General features: G+C 63.2%; 16 protein-coding genes and 1 pseudogene. 9 read left to right on the top strand and 8 right to left on the bottom strand.

Annotated elements, in window-relative coordinates; translation table 11 throughout:
- Window positions 1-12: 12 nt before the first annotated feature.
- The 5 genes and pseudogenes from PMI42_RS30600 to PMI42_RS30620 form a co-directional block, all read right to left on the bottom strand.
- Window positions 13-894, bottom strand: coding sequence for an AraC family transcriptional regulator (locus PMI42_RS30600; RefSeq protein ID WP_008141900.1), 882 nt, complete (start codon window positions 892-894; stop codon window positions 13-15).
- 203 nt (window positions 895-1097) lie between these two features.
- The gene (locus PMI42_RS30605; protein WP_008141902.1) at window positions 1098-2351 is read right to left on the bottom strand and encodes a serine hydrolase domain-containing protein; all 1254 of its coding nucleotides are present in this window, start codon (window positions 2349-2351) and stop codon (window positions 1098-1100) included.
- A 166-nt stretch (window positions 2352-2517) separates the two neighbouring features.
- Window positions 2518-4785 (bottom strand): hypothetical protein, encoded by a 2268-nt coding sequence (locus PMI42_RS30610; protein ID WP_008141904.1) that lies wholly within the window; start codon window positions 4783-4785, stop codon window positions 2518-2520.
- Between the two features lie 95 nt (window positions 4786-4880).
- A complete protein-coding gene (locus PMI42_RS30615; protein ID WP_008141905.1) occupies window positions 4881-5177 on the bottom strand; it encodes a hypothetical protein in 297 nt (98 codons plus the stop codon).
- A 237-nt stretch (window positions 5178-5414) separates the two neighbouring features.
- Window positions 5415-6352 (bottom strand): annotated as a pseudogene (locus PMI42_RS30620) (cupin domain-containing protein).
- A gap of 213 nt (window positions 6353-6565) precedes the next feature.
- On the opposite strand from PMI42_RS30620, the gene PMI42_RS30625 reads away from it, so the two are divergent.
- Both PMI42_RS30625 and PMI42_RS30630 read left to right on the top strand, forming a co-directional pair.
- Entirely contained in the window at window positions 6566-7336 is a 771-nt protein-coding gene (locus PMI42_RS30625) for an alpha/beta fold hydrolase (RefSeq protein WP_008141909.1), read from the top strand.
- A gap of 73 nt (window positions 7337-7409) precedes the next feature.
- Window positions 7410-7946: a hypothetical protein gene (locus PMI42_RS30630; protein ID WP_008141911.1), complete on the top strand. Its 537-nt coding sequence runs from the start codon at window positions 7410-7412 to the stop codon at window positions 7944-7946.
- A gap of 51 nt (window positions 7947-7997) precedes the next feature.
- Here PMI42_RS30630 and PMI42_RS30635 read toward each other — a convergent pair whose 3' ends face one another.
- A complete protein-coding gene (locus tag PMI42_RS30635) occupies window positions 7998-8894 on the bottom strand; it encodes a LysR family transcriptional regulator (RefSeq protein ID WP_008141913.1) in 897 nt (298 codons plus the stop codon).
- Between the two features lie 286 nt (window positions 8895-9180).
- Here PMI42_RS30635 and PMI42_RS30640 point away from each other — a divergent pair, with 286 nt between their 5' ends.
- The 4 genes from PMI42_RS30640 to PMI42_RS30655 all read left to right on the top strand — a co-directional run bounded on the left by PMI42_RS30640 (window position 9181) and on the right by PMI42_RS30655 (window position 12562).
- The gene (locus PMI42_RS30640) at window positions 9181-9915 is read left to right on the top strand and encodes an SDR family NAD(P)-dependent oxidoreductase (RefSeq protein ID WP_008141915.1); all 735 of its coding nucleotides are present in this window, start codon (window positions 9181-9183) and stop codon (window positions 9913-9915) included.
- Window positions 9916-9931: 16 nt separating this feature from the next.
- A complete protein-coding gene (locus tag PMI42_RS30645; RefSeq protein ID WP_008141918.1) occupies window positions 9932-10525 on the top strand; it encodes an NADPH-dependent F420 reductase in 594 nt (197 codons plus the stop codon).
- A 194-nt stretch (window positions 10526-10719) separates the two neighbouring features.
- Window positions 10720-11538, top strand: coding sequence for a DUF3108 domain-containing protein (locus PMI42_RS30650; protein WP_050994427.1), 819 nt, complete (start codon window positions 10720-10722; stop codon window positions 11536-11538).
- A gap of 145 nt (window positions 11539-11683) precedes the next feature.
- The gene (locus PMI42_RS30655; RefSeq protein ID WP_008141921.1) at window positions 11684-12562 is read left to right on the top strand and encodes an SDR family NAD(P)-dependent oxidoreductase; all 879 of its coding nucleotides are present in this window, start codon (window positions 11684-11686) and stop codon (window positions 12560-12562) included.
- Between the two features lie 99 nt (window positions 12563-12661).
- Here PMI42_RS30655 and guaA read toward each other — a convergent pair whose 3' ends face one another.
- Window positions 12662-14260 carry a glutamine-hydrolyzing GMP synthase gene (gene guaA / locus PMI42_RS30660; RefSeq protein ID WP_035967106.1) on the bottom strand — a complete coding sequence of 533 codons (1599 nt, stop codon included), beginning with the start codon at window positions 14258-14260 and terminating at the stop codon, window positions 12662-12664.
- A gap of 148 nt (window positions 14261-14408) precedes the next feature.
- Between guaA and PMI42_RS30665 the strand changes: the two genes are divergently transcribed.
- The 3 genes from PMI42_RS30665 (at window position 14409) to PMI42_RS30675 (ending at window position 15903) form a co-directional block, all read left to right on the top strand.
- On the top strand, window positions 14409-14777 hold the full coding sequence (locus PMI42_RS30665; protein WP_008141926.1) for a nuclear transport factor 2 family protein: 369 nt from the start codon (window positions 14409-14411) through the stop codon (window positions 14775-14777).
- Between the two features lie 316 nt (window positions 14778-15093).
- Window positions 15094-15426, top strand: coding sequence for a DHCW motif cupin fold protein (locus tag PMI42_RS30670; protein ID WP_008141928.1), 333 nt, complete (start codon window positions 15094-15096; stop codon window positions 15424-15426).
- A gap of 267 nt (window positions 15427-15693) precedes the next feature.
- Window positions 15694-15903, top strand: coding sequence for a cold-shock protein (locus PMI42_RS30675; RefSeq protein WP_008141931.1), 210 nt, complete (start codon window positions 15694-15696; stop codon window positions 15901-15903).
- A 269-nt stretch (window positions 15904-16172) separates the two neighbouring features.
- On the opposite strand, the gene PMI42_RS39450 is transcribed toward PMI42_RS30675, so the two are convergent.
- Window positions 16173-16820, bottom strand: coding sequence for a hypothetical protein (locus tag PMI42_RS39450; protein WP_008141934.1), 648 nt, complete (start codon window positions 16818-16820; stop codon window positions 16173-16175).
- Window positions 16821-16835 lie beyond the last annotated feature (15 nt).

Genomic DNA, 16835 nt, shown 5'->3' on the forward strand with positions numbered 1-16835 from the left:
GACGCGCCGCGGCTATTTCAGCGGCAGGAAAACGTCCGCGACCGCCTCGTGCTCCGGCACCTCCGGAAACAGGCTCAGCCGCTGGCAATAGATCGGGAAGTCGCGGGCTTCCTCGCCGCTGGCCGGAAGCCAGTCGCGATAAAGATACAGTGCTGCCGGCTCCAGATTGTCGGTGTGGCCGACGACGCGCAGCACGGCACAGCGTCCGCCCGGGATCTCGCCGGCCTTGATCTCGTCGCCGTTCGCCGCGATCGGCCGGTCGGTCCCCACACAAAGGTCCGTGCTGTAATCGCCAGGCGATGCGGGCCGCCGCTCGGAGCGCCAGACAGTGAAGGTCGGGCTCGCGCTGGGGTGCAGGCCCGCTGCCCTGCGCCAGGCGATGAAGCGACGGATGGTGTCGCCGAGCGTCGCCGGGTCGCCGCGATGTTCCATGATCGCGACCTTCGTCGTGGGCACGTCACGGATCGTCACGTCGCTGGTCGTGTAGGTCGTCTGCATGAGCTTGCTCCTCGCGATATCGAAAGGCCCGAAGGCCGCAAGCCACGGCTCCCAATCCGGCGATTTCCGGAACGACGACGGCGATTGCCCGAACCGTTGCCGAAAGGCGCGGGCGAAGGCATCCGGTGCGTCGTAGCCGGCATCCATCGCGATGTCAGTGACGCTTTCGTCGTCCCTGTAGGCCAGCCGGTGCGAAGCGCGCTTCAGACGGGCCAGCTGGACATAGCGATGCACTGACAACCCGAAGGTCGCCGCGAATTGCCGGTGGAAATGAAATTTCGAGAAGGCCGCAACGCCGCTCAAGCTGTCCAGGTCCAGATCAGCGTCGAGATGCCGGTCGATATGGTCCAGCACCCGTCGCATCCGGTCCTGATAGTTTTGCAGCGCCGCCGTCATCGTCCCTCCTCCGTGGCGGCTTCAGTTAGCGGCGGACGGCCATGATGCGCTCGACCGATCTTGCGGTTCGGCAGCACCCGTAGCCCGGATGGAGCGCAGCGCAATCCGGGGTTCGTCCCGCGCAGGCAGTCGCGCGAAGCGGTTGGTCTGTCCCGGATTACGCTATCGCTCCATCCGGGCTACGAAGAGGCCAAGTCGCGCCCCTACCCGCCCGCCATCAGCTGCTTGGCCAGCGCCATATAGGCCGGCAGCGTCACGGGATCGTTGGCGGCGTTGCCCGCGACGGGGTGCGAAGCGTAGCGCGCGATCACCATCTCGGCCCTGGGATCGACATAGATGCCCTGACCGTACACGCCGCGCGCCATGTAGGCGCCGTGGGCGTTGTGCGTCACCCACCATTGATTGCGATAGGAAGCGCCGGGCAAGGTGGTGTAGCCGGCCGGCTTGAATTTTTCGGGATCGCCACCGCGCGCGATGTCCTCGACCACCTGTGACGGCACGATCTGGCGGCCATTGAAGCGGCCGTGATTGCGCATGGTCTCGCCGAAGCGGGCGAGATCGCGAAGCGTGGTGGAGAGACCACCTCCTCCGCTTTCGGTGCCGATGCGGTCGACATGATAATGCGCGTCCTCCTCCGCCCCCATCGGCTGCCAGATTCGCTCGGAGAGAAGATCGGACAGCGTCATGCCGCTGGCGCGCCTGACGATCCAGGCGAGCACGTCGGTGTTGACGGTCTTGTAGGCAAAGGCCTTGCCGTGCTCGCCCTGCTTCGTCTGTGCAATCAGGAAATCGAAGATCGTGGTCGCACCGTCATAATCGGGCGGGATCGGCGCCATGCCGTTGGCGCGCCGCAGGCCCCAGACATGCGAGTTCTTGTCGGTGTAGACCTCGGTGTATTCGAGCCCGGTGGTCATATCCATGACCTCGTGCACGCGCGCATCGCCAAACGCGCTCGCCTTCAGCTCCGGCACGTAGTCCGTGACGGGCGCCTGCGGATCGATCCTGCCCTCGGCGACCAGAATGCCCGCGAGCACGCCGGTGAACGACTTCGTCACCGACATTGCGATATGCGGCTTGTGCGGCTTCAGCGCGCCGAAGTAGCGCTCGTAGATGAGCTTGCCCCGGTGCAGCACCGCGATGCCGTCGGTGTAGGTCTCCTCCAGCATTTTTGCGAAGGTCATGGGCCGGCCGTCCATGGCGGTGGAGACTGCGCCGCCGAGGTCACGATCCTCGCGCGGCAGCACCGATGCCGGCCCTGCGCCGCGCCAGACATTCACGGTCGGCACCAGCTGGCGGACGTTGCTCCAGGCCCAGCGCAGTTCGGGGAAGCTGCGGAAGGAGCCGTTCTGGAAGGTGATGGTGCGGTCGGGCGATGGCGGGAAGCCGCGCATCCAGCCGAGGGTCTCGGGATCGGTTTCAGTGGCGGATGCGGGCGGGTTGGCGGCGGCGTTGGACATGAACACTGGCTCCGGACAGGCGGGGCCGATGTCGTAACATCAGATGAAATGGCGGACATCCAGCGTTTGTGCTGGGCACCTGCGCGCTGGAGTTGACGGCCACACCTGCGACGACGTCGTCGTAGATGCGGCCGTCCGTGGGGGCGTCGCTCTTCGACGAAACCGGCTACTTGTTTCGCCCCGTACGCTTCTTTGCCTTCGCCGCACGCTTGCGCCCCGGCGCTGCTGCGCGCGCGGGTCCGCGTCCTGCGCGGCCGCCGGTGTCGGCGGTCAGTTGGGGACGCAATCTGGCCAGCTTGGCGCGATCAGGCATCAGGTCCGCAAAGCCGTCGAGCACGCTTGGTGCGGGCGCACCGTCGCCGGCGGCGGCGAGCGCAGCGGGCGACGCGGTCTCGCTGAGCGCCTGCAAGCGGCGGCAGGCTTCGCCGAGGTGATAGGCCTCGCCGCCGAGCGCCACCCATGTGCCGACCTCGGGATGCAGCACGAGATTGGCCGAATGATTGTCGGCATTGCTGGTCGGATAGTCGACGAACAATTCGATGCCCGACTGCACGCCCACCATCACGCCCTGCGCCGACCACGACACCGCGACGTCGACGCGATACCGGCCCGGCCGCTCGAAGGCGAAGCCCGCCGTGCTCCAGAACACTTTCGCCGAGGCCGTGACGCTCTGGCCTGGCGCGAGCTCAGCCACCTTCGCGTGCTCGCACAGGATCACGAAGGGCCTGACCGGTCGCTCGCGCCCTTCCGCATCGGTGACGGTGATCGATGCGAACAGGGCCTCGGTGCTGACGTCGTTCGGCGCACGCAGCGACACGCCGCTGGTGTTCGTCATCGTCCAGGTCAGATCCAGCGGCTGGCCGAGCGCGACGCGGTCGGTCGTGGCCGTCACCGACAGCGCCAGCTCGGACGGATCGAAATCGTGCCGGTCGGCAGCTTGCGGCGCGCCGGTCGGGAACCAGCTGGCGAACGGCCATCCACCCGGACGAATGACGGGATCCGGCATGTGGTTGAGATGATGACGGACGTTGGTGTTGTGCGCGAGCTGGATCTGGTCCGGGAACACGCCGGGTGCGCCGGTGGCGGGACCGCCGAGCACGTCCGCGACGCTCGGCGTCGTGGTCATGATCGAGTTGTCGGCCGCCGTCTCCTGCTCCTGATGGATCTGGTTCAGCGTGTGCGTCAGCTCGTGGGTCGCGCTGCGCAGGAACGCACGCGGCACGTCGCGCTGCTTCTTGTTGGCGGCGAGGCCGAAGTTCGAGGAGTCCGAGACGGGATAGCCGTCATCGGAGAAACTGGCGCAGCCCTCGCGGGGCACGCCGATCTGGTCGTACATGATGCCGCGCGAGCAGCCGAGTTTTGCAGGCACCACGATCATGTGCACGCGCCATTCGGTGTCCAGATTGGTCGCGGGATTGCGCACATTGGTCATCAGCGCGTGCAGATCCGCCGAGCTCCAGCAATTGGTCGCCACCACGCCTGCGGGCACCGGGATGTTGAGCTGGTCCTGCACCACCGAGAGCTGCCAGCCGGTCTTGGCAAAGACCGTGTCGAAGAACTCGGTGCCGCCGGAACCATCGGGCACCGGCGCGGGCCGCACGGCTCCGACCAGCGTATCGATCTCCAGCGTCGCACGACGGAAGAACTTCGACACCCAGGCCAGCGTGACGCTGCCCTTGTCCACGCCGCCTTCGAACAGCCGGCCTTCGTAGAACGGCCCGCCGGTCAAGGAGAACGGAAACGGCGCGGCCACCTTCGAAAGCTTCATTGTCACGGTGCGCGACGGCGTAGCCGGGAACGTGCCCTTGAACTGGCCGGCCGGCGGCTGCGTGTAATTGAACTGCTCGGCGGTGATCGTCAGCTCGCACTTCCTTGGGAACGGCACCGCAACCGGCGCGGACACGCTGGTCACCCTGAGATAGGAGTGATAGCGCGCGCGGGGAAAGATGGGGATCACCGGCCTGCGGATCGGGAACGGAATGGCCGGCTCATCGACCGCGCTGAGCGAACCGGCAAGGCTCGTCAGGCCTGCGTCCTCGGCTGCTTCATCTTCGTCCTTGTTCCCCACCGGCGGCAACGGATGGGGGATCGGACCGATCACCGGCCGCTTCGAGTAGAGATCGCCGCTGACGATCAGATGGTCCGCGCCGCCGTCGGGCGCCGAGCGATCGACGCGCAGCGTGCCTTCGAACGACACCAGACTCGCCGTCGGCCTGAAGTTGATCTGGTAGCAGCCTTCGCGGAAGTCGAGCTTGCACAGCTTGAACGGGGGAAAGGGCTGCAGATCGGTTGCGCCCGGCTGGTCGCCGGTCTCGTCGTCGCCGATGCTGATCTGGCGCGACAGCGGCACGAGCGGCTTCATCGCCGACTCGACCGATGCGCCGGTCATCTTCGCAAGGCTGCCACTGGTTTCATGCTCTGAGCAATTGCACATGTCGTCTTCTCCTCGTTGAAAACGCAGGCGATCGACGTGAGTGCGCGTTCGCGGGTAAACCCGCGTTATCTGAACCAGCTGGGGCGTGCGAAATCCTACGCGCGCCGATAAGTCACAAGACAGTCGTCTGAATCGGTGAACTCAAATCGATCGGGCTGCAATGAGATGCGATAGGTCACTAGTTCATCAGTCGCCGTCCCGACGACGAGTGTGTTGGAATCCTCGAGACGGTAGATTCCCGCATCCCACCACACCATGCCCTGCCCTTCGCCGCGCATGCCGCGGTAGGTGCCGGCCTGGAATGTGAGAGTGGCGGGATATTTGTCCGCACACGCAGCCGCCGTGGTTTTCGTCCACGTGCCGACCATGCTCTGTTCGTGTTTGTCAGCCATCGTGTCTCCATAGCTCTCATCGCCCGGCGCGATCGGCCGGTCGAAGGCTATCTCAACATGTCGTTCTGGCGTGTGCAGCTCATTTCAAGCTGATGTGGTGGCATTCTGCCATGCACAATCACAGCAGGTACTCTATCGCAGTATTTATGCAAGCGTGCGTGTGAGATGCTTCACACCGTTGGTGCGGCGATTGGGCACGGGCACAAAAGGACGGGTGCCTTCCGATGTCGAGGCCTTTCAGTCCGCATCCTTGCTGTCATCCTGACGTCGCGCGGTCCGGTAGCGGCCGGGCGAGAGGCCATGATGTCGGTGAAAGAGTTTTGAAAACGCTGCCGCCGTCTCGTAGCCGACCCGGCTCGCGATCCGTGCGATGGGCTCGTCGCTGGTCTCGAGCAAAAACGCCGCTTCCGCCATGCGGCGCTCGATCACATAACGATGCATGGACTGGCCGACGAGCTTGGTGAAGCGCGCCGAAAAGACCGAGCGGCCGAGCCCCACGCGGTGACCGAGGTCGCGCTCAGGGTCCACGGCCGTTCCGGGTTTTCGTGGATCAGCTTCAGCGCCGGTCCGATATGCGGGTCCGATATCGCCCCGAGCCAGCCGCCTTGTCCGGGAGAGAGAGACGCGATCCAGCTTCGCAGCACCTCGACGAACAGCACTTCCGTCAGTCGCGAGAGCGCGACGCGCTGGCCGGGACGCTCGAGCGCGGACTCGCTCACCATGCGGCGCAGGATCGCTTCGAGCCAGCCGCCGTCCGCATTCGGCTTCAGAAGAAGCACGGGCGGCAGCAGCTCGAGCACGCTGCCCAACAGCGGCCGTGAGACGGTGAAATTGCCGCAGATCATGGTCGCGTGCGGCCTCGCACGATTGCCGTGACGAATGACGCCCAGACGCGGCGACGATCGGTCGATATCGATGATCCGCAAAGGCTTGGCCCGGCGATCCGAATAAAACACATGGGGCTCGCCGCGTGTGATCACGACAAGATCGCCCTCGGACATCTCGAGCTCTTGCCCCTGTTCGAGCGCAAGCGTCGCCGAGCCCCGGCTGAGATAGTGGAACAGCGCATAGGGGCGCGCCGGCAGCGCGAGATTCCAGGGGTGGCCGAGCTCGAAGTGGAAGAGCAGCGTCCCGCCGAGACGAACGCGATCGAGCACTTGGGCGAGGATGTCCATTCCGCCCAAGCTAATCCTGTGGACGATTGGACACAACATCCGGACGATTGATCCCTATCGTCCGAAAAGCCCGCGGACTAGGTCATGTCGCGGCGGGCCGACGTCACGTGCGGCAACCATTTCGCCGACGGCGGATGGAAGAACCGCGACCTGGAAACGCCTGTCCATTCCCCCCGGACCTCATTTCGTCCGACGTGCCAACAGGAACAATCAATGCGAAATATCCTCTTTTCAGCCGCCACCGTGCTGCTGGCCGGATCGACACTGGTCGGCTCCGCCCATGCCGCCGAGCCACCCAAGGGCGCAGCCCACAACATTGTGCTCGTGCACGGCGCTTTCGTGGACCAGACGAGCTGGCAGCCCGTTGCCGATATTCTCACGAAGAAAGGCTACCGCGTCACGCTGGTGGAAAACCCGCTCACCTCGCTCGCCGCCGACGTCGATGCCACCAGGCAGGCGCTCGCGAAGCAGGACGGCAAAACGGTGCTCGTCGGCCATTCATGGGGCGGCGTGGTGATCACGCAGGCCGGCAACGATCCCAAGGTTTCGGCGCTGGTCTATGTCTCCGCCTTTGCGCCCGAGGTCGGTGAATCCCTGGCGTCGCTCGCCAAGGCCGGCCCGCCGACCGAAGGCGGCAGTGCGATCCATCCCGACGCCAAGGGCAATCTGTACATCGACCCCAAGGTGTTTCCGTCGGCTGTCGCGGCTGACCTTCCGCCGGAGATTGCCACCCATCTCGCCAACGCGCAGCTTCCGCTGAACCACGTTGCGTTCGAGGCGCCCGTTGACATCGCCGCCTGGCACGACAAGCCGAATTTCTATGTCATCAGCACCAAGGACAAGGTGCTCGCCCCCGAGGCCCAGAAGTCGTTCGCGGCCAGGATCAAGGCCCAGACGACGGAAGTCGCCGGCAGCCATGCCTCGCTCGTTGTCCATGCGAAGGAAGTCGCCGAGGTGATCGAGAAGGCTGCGCTCGCGAAGTGACGAACCTGCTCCCGGCGCTTCGGTGCCGGAAGCAGCCCGCCCCGGATCAGGCAGAACCTACGGAACTCCGAAGATGCAAAAGATGCATGTCGCAGCCGCCCTCATCGCGGCAGCTCTCACGGCAGGCTCCGCAGCTGCCGCACCGGCCGCTCATCAAGATCCGCTGGATGCGCGGACCTTGAGCACGATCAAGTCCAGATTCAGCGAACTGATGGAGTTGGCCAACCGGCACGATCTCGAAGCACTACACGGAATGTTCTGGCAATCGCCATCTGTCTTGCTGGTCGCCAAGAGCGCGGTTGCATCCGAAGGCAACTGGGCAGGATTTTGGGGTAACGACGCGGTCGACCGGAAGCTGCACGATATCGCAACATCGGGACCGGTCGTGCTCTCACCTGATCTGTCGCGGCTCAAGGTCGTCGGACTGACAGCTGATGTCGCCGAATCCTACGCCCCCATGACCATCACGGTCTCCTATGCGGGACAGGACGGCACGCCGAAACCATTTCTGATGTTCATCGAATGGATCAAGGTCGCGGACGATTGGAAGATCGCTTCCGAGATCATCCTGCCGGTCCCGCCTGCACCGGCCGCAAAGGCTGGCAACTGAATCTGGCGCGCCCTTAGTGATGGAGGCCAGCCCCTTGCGGCCCGACGCACGTCAGTCGCGCGATACTGACAGCCCCGCGAGAAGTGGCGCATGCGCGGCGAGCCGGCGGGATATGAACTCGGTGAAGAGCCGCACGCGCTTGGTCTTGCGTGCCTCGCCCTGTGTGAGAAGCCAGAGCGTTCCGTACATGTGCAGGTCGGTACCCGGCACCCTCGCCAGCAGTGGGTCTGCGTCTCCGACGAAGCACGGCAGTGTGGTGATCCCGAGCCCTTGCCTGACAGCAGCGATCTGCGCTCCGGCATCCGTGACCCTGAACGGAACCTCGGCCGTGCGAACCTCACCCGCGCTGGCCCAGTCCGGAATGCCATGCAAGCTGATGACGATCCACCTGACGGGTTCGGGCGTGCCTTCACGCCACGCGGCCAGTCGATCCCTGGAGATGTAGACGCCGCCGAACACTTCCGGTCCCTTCAGGCCGTGAAGATTGGGCGGCAGGGTTTTGCGGTCGTAGACGACGCGGATCGCGACGTCGGCCTCCCGGTTGGTCAGATTTGCCAGCTCGCCGAACGACAGGATGTCCATCTCGATATCAGGATGCTGACGCGCGAAATCGGCGAAATCAGGCATGAGCAGATGTGTCGCCAGCGGCGGCGCCAGCGTCACCCGCAGACGCCCGCGTACGCTCTGGTCGCGTCCGAAGACGCGCGTCTCCAGTTGGTGCGACGACGCTTCCATCTGCTCCGCGAATTCGAGGACCTCCTCGCCCGCAGCCGTCAGGCGGTAGCCCGACGGCAGCTTTTCGAACATCTGGACCCCGAGGCGTTCTTCGAGCTGGGCGATGCGTCGCAGCACGGTCGCGTGGTTCACACCGAGGTGCTCGGCGGCAGCCCGCACCGAGCCTCCGCGCGCGACGGCAAGAAAATGGCGAACGTCATCCCAGTCGATCATGGTGCAATCCCGCACCGCGCGGTGCGCCTTCCAAAGCCCGTACCCAACCCATCGAACAGCGTCTCGTATGTGGGTAGCGCGGGCCGATTATTGTAGTCCATGCCGAAAAACGCCCGACTCTGAACGGCGGACACCGATCGCCGCGGCTCGCACCAGTCGTCCAGCCGGATCGATTTCGCACCACCGATGTGCGTGATTCCGCACTCAACGCCTGTCTCCAGCGGACCTATGTCGAGCCTCTCGGGGGCATCCCCGAACGACCAAAGACGGAGTCTGAAAGGAAGTCATGGGAAAGCTTGAAGGTAAGATTGCAGTCATCACGGGTGGATCGAGCGGCATGGCGCTGGCGAGCGCCAAGCGGTTCGTCGAGGAAGGCGCCTATGTCTTCATCACGGGCCGGAGGCAGGAGGCGCTCGACGAGGCCGTCAAACTGATCGGCCGGAACGTGACCGGCGTGCGCGGCGATGCGGCCAATCTCGACGACCTCGACCGCCTGTTCGGCACGGTCAAGCGGGAAAAAGGCAGCATCGACGTCCTGTACGCGAGCGCCGGCACGGGCGAGGCCGTCCCGCTGGGCGAGATCACCGAGCAGCATTTCGATGCGACCTTCGGCCTGAACACGCGCGGCACGCTGTTCACGGTGCAGAAGGCGCTGCCGCTGTTTCGCGATGGCGGATCGATCTTCATGACCGGGTCGGTTGCGTCGATCAAAGGTTTTCCTGGTTACAGCGTGTATGCGGCGAGCAAGGCGGCGCTGCACGCATTCGCACGCGGGTGGCTCAACGAACTCAAGGGCAGGAATATCCGGGTGAACGTGCTGCACCCAGGGCCGATCGCCACACCGATGCAGGACCAGGTTCTCACCGAGGAAGCGAAGCGGATGTTCGAATCCCTGATCCCCAGGGGAACGATGGGTCGTCCCGAGGAAATTGCGGCAGCCGCGCTGTTTCTGGCTTCGGACGATTCCAGCTTCGTGAACGGGGTGGAGCTGTCGGTCGACGGCGGCTTCTCGGCCATCTGAAAACAGGAGAAACATGATGAGCTACGCAATCATAGGATTCGGCAAGATAGGCCAGGCCCTCGCCCACGCCTTCGCCCGCAACAACATCGAGGTCACAGTCGCGAGCCGCCGGCCGCCCGAGGCGTTGGTGCCGCAGGCGCGCGCGATCGGCCCCACGGTCGTCGCCAAATCGCTGCGGGACGCCATCGAGGCCGATACGATCATCCTGGCGGTCCCCTTCGCCGAGCATCGCGAAGTCGCGAAGGCCCTGCCGAGCTGGGCAGGCAAGACGATCATCGACGCGACCAATGGGTTTGGTGAAGAGCTGGACGGCCTTCTGTCCTCCGCCGTCGTCGCGAAGGCGTTCACCGGCGCCAGGCTCGTGAAAGGCTTCAATCATCTGGGTGCGACCAAACTGGCGGCCGATCCGGTCGTCGAGGGCGGCCACCGGGTTGTCTTCCTGTCGAGTGACGACGAGGACGCGATCGCCCCGGTGGCGGCCCTGGCCAAGCAACTCGGCTTCGCACCCGTCAAGCTGGGCAAGCTCAACGAGGGCGGCGCGCTGGTGCACGCACGCGGGCGCGTCTGGGGGCAGCTGATCTTCCAGGATTTGTTCAGGAAGGAGCAGTAGTCGAACTGCGACCGTGTGATCTGGTCTGAGCGAAATCCCTGCCCCCGGCGCTTCGGTGCCGGGAGCAGCCTACCGCGTAGACGGAGGCATCGAGATCGCGCAAATCCACGTCAGCCATTGTTCGCCATAACGAACAACGTATTCGGGATTGTCCAGCTTATCGACACAACGAGTGCGATGCATAACGCGTTCGCATGAAAATTTCAGCGCTCAAGATACTCATTTCAATCGCCATGGGCCTGCACTTTGCAGATCCGGCGAGCGCGATGACCGTCCGTGCGAGGTACACGATCTTCTATCTGGGTTTACCCGTGGGAGATATGAACACCGAAAAGACGTTCGGTGCCTCGACTTATCAGGCAAGTCTGGACGCACGCGTGTCCGGCATCGCGACGATCATTTCCAATTTCAAGATGAACATGAAGTCGGACGGAATCATTCGGAAGAACGTCGTCCAACCCAATCATTTCGCTGCGGAAGAGACAGGCTCGGGCGAAAGTCAGACCATGAGGCTGACAGTTGTCGGAGGAAGCGTGACGTCCGCCGACATTGTCCCCCCGATCAAGGATCTCGATCAACGAGTGCCTGTTCTGGATGAGCACAAAAAGAACATCGTCGATCCGGCAAGCACTTTGATCATGACTGTTCCATCAGGCCAGGCCCCGCTTGGACCATCGGCATGCAACCGCACGGTTCGGATGTTTGACGGCTTCTCCCGATCAGACTTCGTGCTGGAATACGTCAAGACGGAAGACGTGAACACGAGCGGATACAAAGGCAAAGTCACAGTCTGCTCAGTGCGCTATCTGCCCATCGCCGGCCACAAGCCGGCTGCGAGCATGACAAAGTTCATGCAGAGCAATACCGGCATAGAAATGCGTCTCGCCCCCATTCCGGACACGCAGCAACTCTTCATGGTGTCGGCGACCATTCCCCTTCAGGTGGGAATTGCGACGCTTCAAATCCAGGAGCTTCAGATCGAACCAGCGGTGGCGGGTTCACCACGGGGATAATCCCTTCGAACGGGCCACCGCGGTGGTGTTGCCTGACGCTCGAGGGGCGATATCGGACGGCCTATGGACGCTTGTTCGGCTCGCCGTCTTGGGCCGGCGAATAGCCTGCTCCGACGGCCGGCCACATACACCTGAAAGGAAATCCATGAAGACCATCATCATGACCGGCGGGACATCGGGTCTCGGAGAGATAGCCGCCCGCGCCATCGCCGAAGCGCCGAATACCCGCTTGATCATCGGCGCGCGCCGGACCGCAGCGGAGAGGGTTGAAACGATTCCGCTCGATCTTGCGCGCCTCGCCAGCGTCCGAGAATTCGCGACCGCCGTCATTGAGAAGCTTGGCGATACCGAAATTGACGGACTTGTGTTCAACGCTGGCACGCAGTTCCCGACGATCGATCACCGCACCGAGGACGGATTCGAAACCACCTTCGGGGTCAACGTTCTTGCGCATTATCTGCTGCTGCGCCTACTGCTCGCGAAACTCGCGCGCGAGGCCGCTGTCATCATCACGACAAGCGATCGACACGACCCCAAACTGAATCCGATGGGACCAAAAGAGTTTGACACTGATGAATTGGCCCATCCGCTCAAGCAGCGAAAGGCCACCGGCTTCTCGGCCGGCTTCCGCGCCTATTCGGCGTCCAAACTTGGGGATCTCCTGATCGCGCGCGGGCTCGCTGCGTCGGGCGAGGCCAAGATGAAGAAGCTCAATGTCGTGGCATATAATCCTGGCTTTACTGCCGGAACCTCTCTGTTCCGGGCGTGGCCGTGGTGGGCGAAGATGGGGGTGGGTGTCGCCAGCTTGGTGCGCCCGTTCGCCCGCATGAACACGGTCGCGATCTCGGGCAAGACGCTCGCCGAACTTGCCTTAGACCGCATCACACCGCCGCCAGGTCGCATCTACGCCTCGCTGAACAGTCGGAAGCTGGAGTGGCCGGAGCCGTCCGAACTCGCGCAGCGCGATGAGGTCGTCCAGCGCTTTTGGCGCGAGGGCGCCCGCATGGTCGGTTTCGTCGACTGATCCCTGTCGAAAAGAGCCCGCCGGTCCTCGTATGTCGGATCTAGCTTTGCTCCGCGAATTAGAATGGGAGAATGGAGCAGACCTCGCGATGGACCTAAATCACTCCCACTCGATCGTCCCAGGCGGCTTGCTGGTCACATCATACACCACCCGGTTCACGCCCTTCACCTCGTTGATGATGCGCGTGGCGGTCTCGCCTAAGAACTTCATGTCGAACTGGTAGAAGTCCGCGGTCATGCCGTCGGTGGAGGTGACGGCGCGCAGGCCGACGACGAAGTCATACGTGCGGCCGTCGCCCATGACGCCGACGGTCTTCACCGGGAGCAGCACCGCAAAAGCCTGCCAGATGTCGTCGTAGAGGCCGTGCTTGCGGATCTGGTCGATGTAGACGGCGTCGGCCTTGCGCAGGATGTCGAGTTTTTCGCGCGTGATGTCGCCGGGGCAGCGGATCGCAAGGCCCGGGCCCGGGAACGGGTGGCGGCCGACGAAGATTTCGGGGAGGCCGAGCTCGCGCCCTAACTTGCGGACCTCGTCCTTGAACAGCTCGCGCAAGGGCTCGACGAGCTTCATGTTCATGCGCTCGGGGAGACCGCCGACATTGTGGTGCGACTTGATCGTCACCGAGGGACCGCCGGTGAAGGAGACGCTTTCGATCACATCAGGGTAGAGCGTGCCTTGCGCGAGGAAGTCGGCGCCGCCGATCTTCTTGGCTTCCGCCTCGAACACCTCGATGAAGAGACGGCCGATGGTCTTGCGCTTCTTTTCGGGGTCGGTGACGCCTTCGAGCTCGCCGAGGAATTGCTTGGAGGCATCCACGTGCACGAGCGGGATGTTGTAGTGGTGGCGGAACAGGTCGACGACGGTCTTGGCTTCGTCGAGACGCAGCATGCCGTGATCGACGAACACGCACGTCAGCTGGTCACCGATGGCCTCATGGATCAGCACGGCCGCGACCGCTGAATCGACGCCGCCGGACAGGCCGCACAGCACCTTGCCCTTGCCGACCTGGGCGCGGATCTTTGCGATCTCCTCCTCGCGGAAGGCGCGCATGGTCCAGTCGCCGGAGAGGCCGGCGATCTTGCGGACGAAATTGCGGATCAGCTTGGCGCCGTCGGGCGTGTGCACCACTTCGGGGTGGAACATCAGGCCGTAATATTTGCGCGTCTCGTCCTGGATGATCGCGAAGGGCGCGTTCGGCGAGGTGCCGGCCACCGAGAAGCCCGGCGGCATTTTTGTGATGCGGTCGCCATGGCTCATCCAGACTTGATTCTTGCCGCCGGGCGACCAGACGTCCTCGAACAGCTTGCTCGGCGCCTTGACCTCGACATCGGCGCGGCCGAATTCGCGGTGATGGCCGCCTTCCACGGTGCCGCCAAGCTGCTCCGCCATGGTCATCTGGCCGTAGCAGATGCCGAGCACGGGCACGCCGGAGGCGAAGATCAGTTGCGGGGCGCGGGGCGAGCCGGCCTCATGCACCGACTCGGGGCCGCCGGAGAGGATCACCGCTTTCGGCTTCATCTCCTTGAAGGCCTCTTCGGCCTTGTTGAACGGGACGATCTCGCAATAGACGCCGTCCTCGCGCACGCGACGCGCGATCAGCTGCGTCACCTGGCTGCCGAAGTCGACGATGAGAATCTTGTCATGCGCCGAGGCCACCGAGGGCGTCGACGCGGAGCGGTCGTGCTGTGCTGCTGTCATGGCAAGCAGATACGCGACGTGCGACCTGCCCGCAACCGCGCGCGGCACGCACCCACATTCTTCTTTGGGCATGGACAAATGAATATAGGTAAGTATTATTGACCTAATTTGCCTCACTAGCAAACAGAGGCCAGTCAGGGAGAACGTCATGTCACACCATCAGCCATCAACGCTCGCCGAACTCGGCCGGACCTGGGTCGAGGCCTGGAACGCACGCGACCTCGAGCTCGTGCTCACGCTCTATGCCGAGGACGCCGTGATGACCTCGGACCGCATCCCGGCGATGGGGTTCGATGCGAGCGGCACCGTGCGCGGCAAGGATGCGCTTCGCGCCTATTGGGGCAAGGCGCTCGGGCTGTTGCCGGGGCTGCACTTTTCGCTGATCGATGTGTTCGTGAGCCCGGACAGCGTCGTGGTGTTTTACGCGAACGAGCGGGGCAAGAAGATCTGCGAATATCTGCGGGTGAATGACGCGGGGCTGATCGTGCAGGGGTCGGCGAACCATTTGGTGCATTGAGTGCTGTCTTTGGCGCGACGCTTTCACCCTCTTCCCGTCATCCTGAGGTGCTCGCGAAGCGAGCCTCGAAGGATGCACGGCCGAGATACAGCCGGGCCGTCGCCCTTCGAGGGCCGCTGAAGAAGCGGCCGCCTCAGGGTGACGGGCAGATAGTTGGGTGCGCGGCCTCTACAGGCGTCATGGCGAGCGCAGCGAAGCAATCCGGGCTGCCGCCGCGGATGCATTTCTGGATTGCTTCGCTGCGCTCGCAATGACGGAGACTGCGGCAACGGCGTGCGCTAACACCAGCGTCGCCGGCTCTGACATAGGATTCCCCATGAAACTCCCCACCTCCCCATTCACCGTCACCGACTGGAGCAAGGTCGAGCCGACCACGCATGCCGGCGAGACCGGTCAGGCGCTGTGGCGCACGCTCAATATCGGCGAACTCCGGGTGCGGATGGTCGAGTATTCGCCGGGCTATCTCGCCGACCATTGGTGCGACCGCGGTCACGTCATCTTCGTGGTCAAGGGCGAGCTCGAGAGCGAGCTCCGCGACGGCCGCAAGTTCAAGCTGACGGCCGGGATGAGCTACCAGGTTTCCGACTTCGGCGACGCCGCGCACCGGTCCTCGACGGCCTCGGGTGCCACACTTTTCATCGTCGACTGAGACGCGCCGGGCCGCCTATTTGCACCGCAAAATAGAAAATCCCCTGAGGGTACCGGGTAACGGGTGGTGCCTTGAAGTGGCCCAAAATTCTCGCTATATTGTGATCATCGATACTTGGCCGAACGACTGGGCCGCTTCGCTTCGTTGCAGACGGGCGCGCACGCTTCCAGATGAATTCTCCAAACATCGACTCATCAGGGTTATGGGCGCAGCGATGCGTACCGGCCCGCGTGCGTACCCTCATCTAACTAACTAAAGGAAATTCCCATGGCTATGGGCACCGTGAAGTGGTTCAACACCCAAAAGGGTTATGGTTTCATCCAGCCGGATGACGGCCAGAAGGACGTGTTCGTTCACATCAGCGCCGTCGAGCGCGCTGGCCTCTCCTCCCTCAACGAGGGTCAGAAGGTCTCGTTCGACATCGTCGCCGATCGTCGCAGCGGCAAGTCCTCGGCTGACAATCTCCGCGTCGGCTAACGCCCGCGCACCGTTCTGACCACGGACGTACCGGCAGAACGCAAGAGTTAGAAAGCCCCGCGAACTTCGGTTCGCGGGGCTTTTGTTTGGTAGAACCAAGGCCGGCTCGCTTGAGCGCTGAGCGAGCACTACGCGTAAGCTCTAAGGTACGCCCCTCACCTATAGCGACCAAGTACGCTTCGCCGATGTGTCGAGCTTGCGTGCTCGCTCGCTTGATGACAATTTCGGCCGACCAAATGCCGAACCCCGCCTAGTTCCTGATGGGCGCCTCAACTGCACTTCTTCGGCGTGCCATTCGCCCAAAGCTGTTTTTGTCCAGCAGCTGTTAGCGTTTGGGTTGCGCTGACGGTAAAGCAATCGCCAGCCTCAAGTACTTTGAGCGCACCCCGCCAATCGGCAGGCTTTCGTCGAACATTGACTTGCCATTTCGCCTTTATGGTCGCCCCTTCCGCAACTTCCCCAAGCGCCCCTCCATCCGGCTTAGTAAAATTGTAATCGGGGGTACCTACGAACCCAACCGCCACCCAGTTTCCATCGGGATTACCGGGATTACTTGGAAGCGCACTCGGAGGCAGAGCTGGGGATGGAGACGACGAAACAGCTTTCGTAGTAGGACTCAAGCCTGACAATGTTTCGACCAACCTGGTCCGTTCAGACGCTGTCTTGAATCCCTCACAATGTGTCTTGACGAGCACGCTAACGGCCGAGTTTATGTTCTCAGCCGAGATGTCTTTGCCAAACACAAAGTCAAATAAGTGACTGACATTCTTCGTGCATTCGGCTTCAACCGAATTCACATAGGTCGCATAGGTGAAATAAGCCGCGGCCACTCCAAGAAGCACCTTCGAAAAGAAATCAACGACGAAAGTGCCAGTTTTCAGTTTCCCGTCGTCCTTGCCTTTCTCGTTCTCTACCATAGTTTATTCCCCGTC

This window comes from Bradyrhizobium sp. YR681 (assembly GCF_000282615.1).
Taxonomy (GTDB): Bacteria; Pseudomonadota; Alphaproteobacteria; order Rhizobiales; family Xanthobacteraceae; genus Bradyrhizobium.